Source organism: Pseudonocardia abyssalis, assembly GCF_019263705.2.
Lineage (GTDB): Bacteria > Actinomycetota > Actinomycetes > Mycobacteriales > Pseudonocardiaceae > Pseudonocardia > Pseudonocardia abyssalis.
The window spans coordinates 1,904,463-1,916,244 of sequence record NZ_JADQDK010000001.1 but is presented as its reverse complement, the minus strand read 5'-3'; the positions used below and the strand labels follow the sequence as shown (position 1 = coordinate 1,916,244).

Below are 11,782 nucleotides of genomic sequence, written 5' to 3'. Positions count from 1 at the left end.
AGGAGCTACCCGACGCGGAACACCCGGTAGTCGATGCACGGGCCGGGCAGGATCCGCGCCTCGGCGACGAACAGGACCCGGTTGACCCATGCGTACCGCTCGTCACCGGTCTCGAGGCGGGGTGTGGTGACGAAGTACTGCCCGCCGAAGTCGGTCGGGACGGCACCACCCGCGAAGACGGCCAGGACCGCAGGAGTCAGCTCGACGAGACCGTGCAGCTGGATGTAGACGCAGGCGCCGTCGGCCGTGAGCACGGTGTTGCGGACGTCGAGCCGCCCGTAGCCGTCCTGGCCCAGCAGGAGCCAGTCGCCGCCTGCCGACGGGGCGATCGTCCCGGTGAGGCGGTCGCCGACGACCTTCCCGCCGGACCCGGCGGCGATCATCCGGTGGCCGTACGGGCCGGTCCCGACGTCGGCGACCCCGCCCACGTCGACGTGGTAATCGAACTCGTGGATCAGTGTGGGCACGGTGCACCTCTCGGCGGCGGGAGTCACGGACTCCGGCAGGGTCGCCCCACGAGGTTGCGCGTCGGTTGCGCGGGCGTGAGCGGCCTCCGGATCAGCCATGGCCCAGGACGGCCGGGCCGAGGCCCAGCACGCCGTCGGTGAGCGGTTCGCAGCGCATCCCGCCCCGGTGGCGCAGGGCGCGGAAGGCCCCGGGCGCCAGCACGACGTCCATCCAGGCGCACGGGTTCGCCGGACGGTGGGCGCGGAAGCGGACCGGGCCGTCGCCGGAGTCGAGCGAGAACTCGGAACCGCGCGGCAGGTCGTCGACGGCGAAGCCTCGCAGGACGATCGTGCGGCGGGTCCGCAGCGGGTCCGGCACCGCGGCCAGGTCCAGCTCCGCGGCCATGTGCTCCAGCGACTCGACGGCGAGCACGGTGACCGACGCGGTGCGGTGCGCCGGATGGCCGAAGTAGCGGTCGCCGACGACCCCGAGCCCGGCGCGGACCTCGATGCGGTCGTGGGCGCCGCCGTCCGGGTCGGGGAGGGGGCCGTCGCCGGGACGTCCGGAGTAGGCGTGGACGGGCGAGGTGTGCAGCGCGACGATCTCCACGTGCATTCCCCCGAGCGTACGGAACGACCCCGCCGGATCCTCGTCGCCGGTGGGTCGGGATCGGGCAGCAGCACGATGGTGCGGCTGTGCAGCCGCACCGAGATCAGGTCGTGCCCGGCCGGGGCCGGCGGGCGACCAGCACCCGGGCCGGGGGCAGGTTCGCCCACACCGGGCGGCTGAGGGAGACCTCGGCGAACCGGGCCCGCACGGCGTGCTCCTGGCGGCGGGCCGGTGGCATCCAGGTCGTCGGCAGCAGCGTGACCTGGGTGAACGTGCCGGTCGGGGTCAGTGCGGCGGCGGCCAGGTCGGCGATCGGGGCGTGCCAGGCGATCCAGGGCAGCAGGCTGGACACGGCGTCGACGCGGTCGATCCCGTGCTCGCGCAGCACCCCGGGGAGCCGCCCGGCGTCGGCGCAGACGACGGTGACGCCGGGGTGGCGAGCGGCGAGGCGCCGCGCCAGCTCCGGGTTCAGCTCGACGGCGACGTGGCGGCCGCGGCCGCCGAGCCGGGCGACGAGGGCGTCGGTGACGCGGCCGGTCCCCGCCCCCAGCTCCACGACCGTCGGGTCGTCGCCGAGGTCCAGCGGGGCGAGCATCGCCGCGACCAGCGCGTCGGAGCTGGCGGTGACGGTGGCGACGCGGGTGGGGGCGCGGAGGAACTCGCGGAACAGGACGTGGCGGTCGGACACGGACCGGACCGTAGGGGGCGCGGGTGAACGGCCGGTGACCCAGTGCGTGCCCGGGGTGAGGTCGTCGCGGTCGGGACGGGTGTCGGGCAGGACCAGACCGGCGCGCTCCGGCGTGCCCCCGCGGTCCCGGGCCGGGGCGCCGGTAGCCTCCGTCGTCGAACAGGTGTTCGCGGAGGGGGAACCAGGTGCGGGTGCTCGGAGTCGACCCGGGGCTGACGCGGTGCGGCCTCGGGGTCGTCGACGGCGCGTCCGGGCGTACGGTGCGCGCCGTCGCCGTCGACGTGGTGCGGACCGCGCCGGACCTGCCGCTGGAGCAGCGCCTGCTCGCCGTCGGCGCCGAGGTGGAGCGGTGGATCGAGCGCCACCGGCCCGACGTCGTCGCGATCGAGCGGGTGTTCAGCCAGCACAACGTGCGCACGGTGATGGGCACCGCGCAGGCCAGTGGGGTGGTGGCTCTGCTCGCCGCCCGGGCCGGGCTGCCGGTCGCGTTCCACACGCCGAGCGAGGTGAAGGCGGCCGTCACGGGGGAGGGCCGCGCGGGCAAGGAACAGGTGACGATCATGGTCACCAAGGTGCTGGGGCTGGCGCAGGCCCCGCGCCCCGCCGACGCCGCCGACGCACTGGCCCTGGCGATCTGCCACTGCTGGCGCGCCCCGATGATGGAGCGGATGGCGCAGGCCAAGGTGCGGTCCGACGAGCTGGCGAAGGCGCACCGCGCCCGTCTCGCGGCGGCGGCGCGGGCGGCGAGGTAGCCGGCTCGCACGGAGGGTCGGGGGCTCGCACACGGGACCGGACCTGTGTGCGACCCGCGGACGGTGTGTGCGAGCCTGCGGGCCAGTGACCAGCAAGCGACCAGGAGGGATGTCACCGTGATCTCGTCGGTGCGGGGTGAGGTGCTGGAGATCGCGCTCGACCACGCCGTCGTCGAGGTCGGCGGGGTGGGGCTCGCGGTGGTCGCCGCCCCCAACACGCTGGCCGGGCTGCGCCGCGGTGAGCAGGCGCGCCTGTCGACGGTGCTGGTGGTGCGCGAGGACTCGCTGACGCTGTTCGGGTTCGCCGACGCCGACCAGCGGGAGCTGTTCGGGCTGCTGCAGTCCGTCGCGGGCATCGGGCCGCGGCTCGCACTGGCCACGCTCGCCGTCCTCACCCCCGACGACGTCGTCCGCGCCCTGCTCGACGGCGACACCAAGGTGCTGACGCGGGTGCCCGGCATCGGCCCGAAGGTCGCGCAGCGGATGGTGCTGGAGCTCAAGGACAAGGTCGTGGCCACCGCCGCCGCGCCGGCTGCGACGCTGCCCACGCCCGTCACCGGCACCCGTCGTGACGAGGTCGTGGAGGCACTGGTCGGGCTGGGTTTCACCCCGAAGACCGCGGAGACCGCGGTGGACGCCGCGCTGGCCCGCGACGCCGACGCCGACGCCGCGACGCTGCTGCGTGCGGCGCTCGGCAGCCTGGGCCGGTCCCGGTGAGCACATCCCCCGTGAGCACGACATCGGCGAGCGCGTCCTGCGGGAGCACGTCTCCGGTGAGCACCTCGCAGACCCCGCGGTCGCCGCGCAGAGCGCCGGCGGTCGGTGCGAGGCCCGCAGGTCTGCGGGGTCGGCCGGACCGGTGCGTAGCGGTGCGCGGAGCAGGGGGCGGCGGCCGTGGGTGAGCTGAGCGCCGCCGCCGAGCCCGAGGACGTCGAGGTCGACGCCTCCCTGCGCCCCCGCAACCTCACCGAGTTCATCGGGCAGCCCCGCGTGCGCGAGCAGCTGGAGCTGGTGCTGCAGGGCGCGCAGGGCCGGGGGACCCCGCCCGACCACATCCTGTTGTCCGGGCCTCCCGGGCTGGGCAAGACGAGCCTCGCGCTGATCGTCGCCGAGGAGCTGGGGGCCGCGGTGCGCCTCACCTCGGGCCCGGCGCTGGAGCGGGCGGGTGACCTCGCCGCGATGCTGTCCAACCTCGCCCCCGGCGACGTCCTGTTCATCGACGAGATCCACCGGATCGCCCGTCCCGCGGAGGAGATGCTCTACCTCGCGATGGAGGACTTCCGGGTCGACGTCGTCGTCGGCAAGGGCCCGGGCGCGACGTCCATCCCGCTCGACATCGCCCCGTTCACCCTGGTCGGGGCCACGACGCGGTCCGGTGCGCTGACCGGTCCGCTGCGCGACCGGTTCGGGTTCACCGCGCACATGGAGTTCTACGAGCCGCACGAGCTGGAGCGGGTGCTGCGCCGCGCCGCGGTGATCCTCGGCGTCGACCTGCACCCCGACGGTGCCGAGGAGATCGCCGGGCGCTCCCGCGGCACGCCCCGCATCGCGAACCGGCTGCTGCGCCGTGTGCGGGACTTCGCGGAGGTCCGGGCCGACGGCCGGGTCACCCGGGCGGTCGCCCGCGACGCACTGGCCGTCTACGACGTCGACGAGCTCGGCCTGGACCGCCTCGACCGGGCCGTGCTCGGCGCGCTGGTGCGGTCCTTCGGCGGCGGCCCGGTGGGTGTCTCGACGCTGGCCGTCGCGGTGGGGGAGGAGCCGGGTACCGTCGAGGAGGTCTGCGAGCCCTACCTCGTCCGGGCCGGCATGCTCGCCCGGACGCCACGAGGGCGGGTCGCCACGGCGTCCGCGTGGGCCCATCTGGGCCTCACCGCTCCGCCGGACGTCCTCCCGGGTGGCCCTCCGCCGTTGTTCTGAGGCCGGGCTGGCAGACTCACCCACCGGCCGACGACGTGCGGAGATACGGAGACCATGGACCTCTCGCAGCTGTTCCCCCTGTTCATCCTGCTGCTGTTCATCCCGATCTTCCTGTCGGGGCGCAAGCAGCGCCGGCAGATGGCGGAGATGCAGCAGATGCAGTCCGACCTGGTGGTCGGCGACATCGTCGTCACCGCCTCCGGCCTGCGTGCCACGGTCGTCGACGTCTCCTACAAGGAGACCGTCGACCTGGAGATCGCCGACGACGTCATCACCACCTGGGTGCGGGGCTCGGTCCGGGAGAAGGTCGTGGCGTCCGAGCCCGCCGACGCCCTGACCAACGACGACGCCCCGCCGTCGTTGGTCAAGGACAACGACTCCAACGGCGCCACCCAGAGCTGAGCGGCTGAAACCCCCGCCGCGGCCACCGGCCGCGGCGTGACGTCAGGAAGAGACCACCGTGGCCACCACCCCGGGGCAGATCCGCCCCTGGCGCTACCTCGCGTCGTTCGTCGGCGTGATCGCCGTCCTGTACTCGCTGGTGTTCTTCACCGGTGACGGCGCCATCACGCCCAAGCTCGGCATCGACCTGCAGGGCGGCACCCGCGTCACGCTGGAGGCACGCACCGAGACCGGGGCGCAGGCCCCGCGCGACCAGCTGCTGCAGGCGCAGGCGATCATCCAGCAGCGCGTCGACGGGCTGGGTGTCGGTGGCTCCGAGGTGGTGCTCGACGGCAACAACCTGACGATCACCGTTCCCGGCGACGACGGCGAGCAGGCCCGGTCGCTGGGCCAGACCGCGCAGCTGCGCATCCGCGAGGTGGTCGGCGGCCCCGTCGCCGCCGCCCCGGCGCCCGCCACGGCCCCGGCGGTACCCAGCGACCCGGCCGCGCCTGCCGAGGTCGCCCCCGCCGACCCCGCCGACCCCGCCGCCCCGACGGGGACGCCGCAGGGCGCGGGCCTCCCGGTCGTCGAGACCGACGTGGCCCCCGTCGCGCAGACCACCCCGCTGACGGCGCCGACGCCCGGCCCCACGCCGGAACCGACTCCCGCCCCCGACGCCCCCGCGGCGGACATCCCGGACGCCCCGGCCGACCCCGAGCTGGCCGCGGCCATCGACGAGGCCAGGGCCCTGCGGCAGAGCACCGACCCGGCCGTGCAGCAGCAGGCCCTCGCCACGTTGGACTGCACCGCGAACGACCCGCTGCGCGGTTATGACGACCCGACTCTGCCGCTGGTCGCCTGCGACGTCGACGGCACCGCGAAGTACGTGCTCGCCCCGATCCTGCTGGAGGGCACCGAGATCGCCGGGGCCCAGGCCCAGCCCGCGCAGGGCGGCATCGGCACCGTCGTGAGCGTCCAGTTCACCACCAGCGGTGCCGCCACCTGGGGCGCGTACACCTCGGCGAACATCGGCAAGAACGCCGCGTTCGTGCTCGACGGCGAGGTCGTCTCCGCCCCGCGGATCAACTCCGCGATCTACGGCGACACCCGGATCGAGGGCCAGTTCACCCCCGAGGAGGCCCAGGACCTCGCCGGGATCCTGCGCTACGGCTCGCTGCCGCTGTCGTTCACCTCGTCGGAGGCGCAGACGGTCTCGGCCACGCTCGGGCTCGCCTCCCTGCAGGCCGGCCTGATCGCGGGCGGCGTCGGTCTGCTGCTCGTCTTCCTCTACTGCCTCGCCTACTACCGCGTGCTCGGACTGCTGACGATTCTGTCGCTGATCCTGTCCGGGGCGGTCGTCTACGCCGTGCTGGTGCTCCTCGGGCGCTGGATCGGGTTCACCCTCGACCTCGCGGGCGTGGCCGGGTTCATCGTCGCCATCGGGATCACGGCCGACTCGTTCGTGATCTTCTTCGAACGGTTGAAGGACGAGATGCGGGAGGGCCGGACGTTCCGCTCCGCCGTCCCGCGGGCCTGGGTGCGCGCGCGGCGCACGATCCTCGCCGCCGACGCCGTCAGCTTCCTGGCCTCCGTCGTGCTCTACGTGCTCGCGGTCGGGCAGGTGAAGGGCTTCGCGTTCACCCTGGGCCTGTCGACGGTCCTCGACCTCGTCGTCGTGTTCCTCGTGACGCACCCGCTGGTCGCGCTGGCGTCGAACAACAAGGTGTTCGGCAGCTCCAAGTTCTCCGGCCTCGGTTCCGCCGCGCGGATGGGGGCCGAGCACAAGAAGGCCACCGCCGCCGCGTCCGGACGTCGCGTCTCCACCACGAAGGGGGCCTGACATGCCCAGCGTGTTCGCCCGGCTCTACACCGGCACCGGCGCGTTCGACGTCGTCGGCCGGCGGAAGACCTGGTACGTCGCGTTCGGCGTGCTGGTGCTCGTGTGCATCCTGTCGATCGCGATCCGGGGCTTCAACCTCGGCATCGACTTCACCGGCGGCACCCAGATCCAGTTCCCGACGTCGGGCACGACGACCCCGGTCGACGTCGAGTCCGTCCGGGCGGTCTACGAGCGGGCCGTCGGCGAGGAGCCGGCCGCCGTGCAGGTCGCCGGCACCGGGGCGGCGCAGTCGGTGCAGATCCGCTCCGAGACGCTCGACGCCGCGCAGCTCGTCACACTCAAGGACGCCCTGTTCGCCGAGTTCGCCCCGGTCGGGCCGGACGGTACGCCGACGCAGACCGCGATCAGCGACAGCGCGGTCAGCGGCAGCTGGGGCGACCAGATCACCCGACAGGCCGTCATCGCGCTCGCGGTGTTCCTCGTGCTGGTCACGGTGTTCCTGGCGTTCTACTTCGAGCGCTCCATGGCGATCGCGGCTCTGGTCGCGCTGGTGCACGACGTCGTCGTCACCGCGGGCATCTACTCGATCATCGGGTTCGAGGTCACCCCGTCCACGGTGATCGGCCTGCTGACGATCCTCGGCTTCTCGCTCTACGACACCGTCGTGGTGTTCGACAAGGTCAAGGAGAACACCCGCGGGCTGCTCGGGCTCTCCCGCCGCACCTACGCCGAGGCGGCGAACCTCGCGCTGAACCAGACGCTGATGCGCTCGATCAACACCTCGCTGATCGCGGTGCTGCCGGTGCTGGGCCTGCTGGTGATCGGCGTCGGGGTGCTCGGCGTCGGCACGCTGGCCGACCTCGCGCTGGTGCAGATGGTCGGCATCATCGCCGGTGCCGTGTCCTCGCTGCTCCTGGCCACGCCGCTGCTCGTCGACCTCAAGCTGCGCGACCCGAAGGTCCGCGAGCAGGCCGAGCGGGTGCGGATGCGCCGACTGCGCGCCGCCGCCCCGGGCGCCGGCGACCCGGACGTCGGCGACCCGGGCGTCGGCGAACCGGGAGTCGGCGACGACGCCGTGCTGGCCACCGAGCTGCGCAAGGAGAAGGCGCTCACGGCCGCGTCCGGGGTGCCGTCGCGTCCGGGCAAGGCGCCTGCGCAGCGGCCGCAGGCCAACCGGCCCACCGGACGTCGGCGCACGTGACCGTCGCCGACCCCGACCTCGACGAGGACGGCTCGCTCACCCACGTCCTCGGGCTCGTCCACGACGTCCCCGACTACCCGGGCCCCGGGATCCTGTTCAAGGATCTCACCCCGGTCTTCGCCGACGCCCGCGCGTTCACCACCGTCGCGACCGAGCTGGCGGCGTGCGTGGGGGAGGCCGACGTCGTCGCCGGCATCGAGGCGCGGGGGTTCCTGCTCGGGGCCGCGGTGGCGCTCGTCGCGGGTGTCGGGATGATCCCGGTGCGCAAGGCGGGCAAGCTGCCGCGCGTCGCCGGATCGCGCACCTACGACCTCGAGTACGGCACCGCCACCCTGGAGCTGCCCGCCGACACCGTGGCGCCGGGCGCGCGCGTGTTCGTCGTCGACGACGTGCTGGCCACCGGCGGCACGGCGGCGGCCACGGTCGCCCTGCTCGCCGACGCGGGGGCCGAGGTCATCGGGTTCGGGGCGCTGCTGGAGCTCACCGCGCTGTCCGGGCGCCAGGCGCTGGCGCCGCTGCCGGTGCACGCGCTCCTGCACGCCTAGAGCGTCTATCCTCACCGAGGTGACCGACGTCCAGCCGGCAGCGCCCCCGGTCCCCACCCCGGACGGCCCCGCCAAGCCCTCGGCCACCCGCCGTGTCCGGGCCCGGATCGCCCGCCGGATGACGCCGCAGCGCGTCGCCGTCGTCGCGCCGGTGCTGGAGCCGCTGGCCAGCGTCCACCGCACCGTGCACCCCAAGGCCGACCTCGCACTGCTGCAGCGCGCGTTCGACGTCGCCGAGGCCAAGCACGAGGGCCAGAAGCGCAAGTCCGGCGACCCGTACATCACGCACCCGCTCGCGGTGTCCACGATCCTCGCCGAGCTGGGCATGGACACCACCACGCTGGTCGCGGCGCTGCTGCACGACACCGTCGAGGACACCGACTACTCGCTCGACCGCCTGCGCGCCGACTTCGGCGAGGAGGTCACCCAGCTCGTCGACGGCGTCACGAAGCTCGACAAGGTCGAGTACGGCAACGCGGCCGAGGCCGAGACGATCCGCAAGATGATCGTCGCGATGGCCCGCGACCCCCGCGTCCTGGTGATCAAGCTGTCCGACCGGCTGCACAACATGCGCACCATGCGGTTCCTGCCGCCGGAGAAGCAGGCGAAGAAGGCGCGCGAGACCCTGGAGGTCTTCGCGCCGCTCGCGCACCGGCTCGGGATGGCCACGGTCAAGTGGGAGCTCGAGGACCTGTCCTTCGCGATCCTGCACCCGAAGAAGTACTCCGAGATCGTCCGGCTCGTCGCCACCCGCGCCCCGTCGCGCGACACGTACCTCAAGCAGGTCATCGACGAGGTCACCGCCCAGCTCGACTCCGCGCGGATCGCCGCGACCGTCGAGGGCCGGCCGAAGCACTACTGGTCGATCTACCGCAAGATGATCGTCAAGGGCCGCGACTTCGACGACATCCACGACCTCGTCGGCGTGCGGATCATGGTCGACGACGTGCGCGACTGCTACGCGGCCATGGGCATGGTCCACGCGCTGTGGCAGCCGATGCCCGGGCGGTTCAAGGACTACATCGCGCAGCCGCGGTTCGGGGTCTACCAGTCGCTGCACACCACGGTGATCGGGCCCGACGGCAAGCCGCTGGAGTGCCAGATCCGCACCGCGGAGATGCACCGCACCGCGGAGTACGGCATCGCGGCGCACTGGCGCTACAAGGAGACCGCACAGAAGAACGGCGCGGCGTCGCACGCGGGATCGACCGTCGAGGTCGACGACATGTCGTGGATGCGCCAGCTGCTCGACTGGCAGCGGGAGGCCGCCGACCCCGGCGACTTCCTGGAGTCGCTGCGCTTCGACCTGGGCACCAAGGAGATCTTCGTCTTCACGCCGAAGGGCGACGTGCTGACGCTGCCGCTCGGCTCCACGCCCGTCGACCTGGCCTATGCCGTGCACACCGAGGTCGGCAACCGCTGCATCGGCAGCAGGGTCAACGGCCGGCTGGTGGCGCTGGAGCGCAAGCTGGAGTCCGGCGACGTCGTCGAGATCTTCACCTCCAAGGCGGAGGGGGCCGGGCCGTCGCGCGACTGGCTCGCGTTCGCCGCGTCCCCGCGCGCCCGCACCAAGATCAAGCAGTGGTTCGCGAAGGAGCGCCGCGAGGAGGCGATCGAGAACGGCAAGGACGCGATCACCCGTGAGGCCCGCCGCACCGGTGTGCCCCTGCAGCGGCTCGTCTCCGCCGACTCGATGGCCGCGCTGTCGCGGGAGCTGCACTTCCCCGACCTGTCCGGGCTCTACGCCGCGGTCGGCGAGGGTCACGCGAGCGCGCGGCACGTCGTGCAGCGGCTCGTCGCGCTGCTGGGCGGGATCGAGGACGCGGAGGAGGAGCTCGCCGAGCGGGCCACCCCGTCGACGGTCCGGACCCGGCGCGCCACCGGCGACGCCGGGGTCGTGGTCCGGGGCGACTCCGCCGACCTGGCCGACCTCTACACGAAGCTCGCCCGCTGCTGCACCCCCGTGCCCGGCGACGACATCCTGGGCTTCGTCACCCGCGGCGGCGGGATCTCGGTGCACCGCACGGACTGCACGAACGCCGCGGAGCTGCAGAGCCGCTCCGAGCGGATCATCGACGTCGCCTGGTCGGTGTCGGCGGGCTCGGTGTTCCTGGTCGCGATCCAGGCCGAGGCCCTCGACCGGCACCGGCTGCTGTCCGACATCACGAAGGTGCTGGCCGACGAGAAGGTCAATATCCTCTCGGCGTCGGTCACCACATCGCGCGACCGGGTCGCGGTGTCGCGGTTCAGCTTCGAGATGGGCGACCCGAAGCACCTCGGGCACGTGCTGAAGGTGGTGCGCAACGTCGAGGGCGTCTACGACGTCTACCGGGTGACCAGCGCGGGCTGAGCCCCGGGGTCGGCGTGGCTCGAGCCGCGCGGCCGTCGACGGTGTGTCTGATCCCGATGACGGTGTCGGCGATCGCCGTGACGTCCTCCTCCACCCGTCGGACGCGCGGGGTGAGGTCGGGCGTGGTCACGGCCGGGGACGGTACCGGGAGCCGGGGACGGTACCGGGAGCCGGGGACGCCCGCGCCGGTTCGCCGGGATCGGTTCCGGTGGCGGGCGGCGGCCCGGGTGCTGGTGGAGCACGAGGGCCCGTCGACGATCCTGCCCCTCGACCTCGACGGCCACATCCTGCGCGCCCGCACCCACCCCCGACCTCCGGGTGACGGTGGGGGAGACCGTGCCGCCGGCGTGCGATCCGGCGCAGGTGCACGTGTTCGACCCCGACTCGGGGCGGAACCTGGGCACGGCCGCCGAGCCGGTCCCGGAGGCGATGGTGGCCGGCGCGTGAGCCGCTACGGCGACACCTTGGTCGTGTTCGACCGGAACGACACGATCATGTCCGACGTCGCGCGGGCGGTGGGGGCCACCAACACGGTCCTCACCGCCCGGGGGCCGGCCGGGCTCACGGAGGAGCGGTTCCGGGACGGGTTCTCCCTCCCGCTCGCCGGCCGGCTGGCCGGGCTCGGGGTGGTCGACGCCGATGCGGCGGAGGACGAGCGGAACCGCGCGCTCGCCGCCGCACCGGCGGAACCCCGATCCGAGGCGGCGGCGGTGCTCGCCGAACTGGTGGGGCACGGCGCGCTCACCGGGGTGGTGTCGGCGGCGCTGGACCCGATCGCGGTGGGCTCGCCGCGGTGCGGACCGACGTCGACGCGGCCGGGCCGGGGCGCTGGCTCGGGTCCGTCCGGGGCGGGGTGGCCGACAAGGCGGCGCACCTGAGCGCGGTGCGCGGGCTGCGGACCCGTGCGGTCTACGTCGGCGACACCGAGTACGACGTGCGGGGCGCGCTGCGGGCCGGGTTCGAGGCGGTGGACGTCACCGGGGGGCACCGGCCCGCGGCCGCCCTGCGCGGGGCCGGGCGGGCGCGGTGATCGACTCGCTGTTCGA

Annotated in this window: 14 protein-coding genes; 11 read left to right on the top strand and 3 right to left on the bottom strand. The window is 73.9% G+C overall.

Annotation, left to right across the window (positions count from 1 at the left end):
* Positions 1-5: 5 nt before the first annotated feature.
* From I4I81_RS09185 to I4I81_RS09175, 3 genes are all read right to left on the bottom strand, one after another.
* Complete coding sequence (locus I4I81_RS09185; protein WP_218604847.1) at positions 6-467, bottom strand: DUF3237 domain-containing protein; 462 nt, start codon at positions 465-467, stop codon at positions 6-8.
* Between the two features lie 91 nt (positions 468-558).
* Entirely contained in the window at positions 559-1,062 is a 504-nt protein-coding gene (locus I4I81_RS09180) for a molybdenum cofactor biosysynthesis protein (protein ID WP_218604846.1), read from the bottom strand.
* A gap of 97 nt (positions 1,063-1,159) precedes the next feature.
* Positions 1,160-1,744, bottom strand: a complete 585-nt coding sequence (locus tag I4I81_RS09175) for a class I SAM-dependent methyltransferase (protein WP_226363846.1) — start codon at positions 1,742-1,744, stop codon at positions 1,160-1,162.
* Positions 1,745-1,929: 185 nt separating this feature from the next.
* Here I4I81_RS09175 and ruvC point away from each other — a divergent pair, with 185 nt between their 5' ends.
* The 11 genes from ruvC (at position 1,930) to I4I81_RS09125 (ending at position 11,766) form a co-directional block, all read left to right on the top strand.
* Entirely contained in the window at positions 1,930-2,496 is a 567-nt protein-coding gene (gene ruvC / locus I4I81_RS09170) for a crossover junction endodeoxyribonuclease RuvC (protein WP_218604845.1), read from the top strand.
* Positions 2,497-2,613: 117 nt separating this feature from the next.
* Positions 2,614-3,213 carry a Holliday junction branch migration protein RuvA gene (gene ruvA, locus I4I81_RS09165; protein ID WP_218604844.1) on the top strand — a complete coding sequence of 200 codons (600 nt, stop codon included), beginning with the start codon at positions 2,614-2,616 and terminating at the stop codon, positions 3,211-3,213.
* Between the two features lie 177 nt (positions 3,214-3,390).
* Entirely contained in the window at positions 3,391-4,416 is a 1,026-nt protein-coding gene (ruvB, locus tag I4I81_RS09160; protein WP_218604843.1) for a Holliday junction branch migration DNA helicase RuvB, read from the top strand.
* Between the two features lie 54 nt (positions 4,417-4,470).
* Positions 4,471-4,818 carry a preprotein translocase subunit YajC gene (gene yajC / locus I4I81_RS09155; RefSeq protein ID WP_218604842.1) on the top strand — a complete coding sequence of 116 codons (348 nt, stop codon included), beginning with the start codon at positions 4,471-4,473 and terminating at the stop codon, positions 4,816-4,818.
* A 58-nt stretch (positions 4,819-4,876) separates the two neighbouring features.
* The gene (secD, locus tag I4I81_RS09150; RefSeq protein WP_218615959.1) at positions 4,877-6,640 is read left to right on the top strand and encodes a protein translocase subunit SecD; all 1,764 of its coding nucleotides are present in this window, start codon (positions 4,877-4,879) and stop codon (positions 6,638-6,640) included.
* Between the two features lies 1 nt (position 6,641).
* Entirely contained in the window at positions 6,642-7,841 is a 1,200-nt protein-coding gene (secF, locus tag I4I81_RS09145; RefSeq protein ID WP_218606176.1) for a protein translocase subunit SecF, read from the top strand.
* Entirely contained in the window at positions 7,838-8,386 is a 549-nt protein-coding gene (locus tag I4I81_RS09140; protein WP_218606177.1) for an adenine phosphoribosyltransferase, read from the top strand. The genes secF and I4I81_RS09140 overlap by 4 nt, the downstream gene beginning before the upstream one ends.
* A gap of 19 nt (positions 8,387-8,405) precedes the next feature.
* Positions 8,406-10,736, top strand: coding sequence for a RelA/SpoT family protein (locus tag I4I81_RS09135; RefSeq protein ID WP_226363845.1), 2,331 nt, complete (start codon positions 8,406-8,408; stop codon positions 10,734-10,736).
* Between the two features lie 318 nt (positions 10,737-11,054).
* On the top strand, positions 11,055-11,183 hold the full coding sequence (locus tag I4I81_RS31140) for a hypothetical protein (RefSeq protein WP_267460901.1): 129 nt from the start codon (positions 11,055-11,057) through the stop codon (positions 11,181-11,183).
* Positions 11,180-11,614 (top strand): HAD family hydrolase, encoded by a 435-nt coding sequence (locus I4I81_RS09130; protein ID WP_218615958.1) that lies wholly within the window; start codon positions 11,180-11,182, stop codon positions 11,612-11,614. The genes I4I81_RS31140 and I4I81_RS09130 overlap by 4 nt, the downstream gene beginning before the upstream one ends.
* A complete protein-coding gene (locus I4I81_RS09125; RefSeq protein WP_218615957.1) occupies positions 11,590-11,766 on the top strand; it encodes an HAD hydrolase-like protein in 177 nt (58 codons plus the stop codon). The genes I4I81_RS09130 and I4I81_RS09125 overlap by 25 nt, the downstream gene beginning before the upstream one ends.
* Positions 11,767-11,782 lie beyond the last annotated feature (16 nt).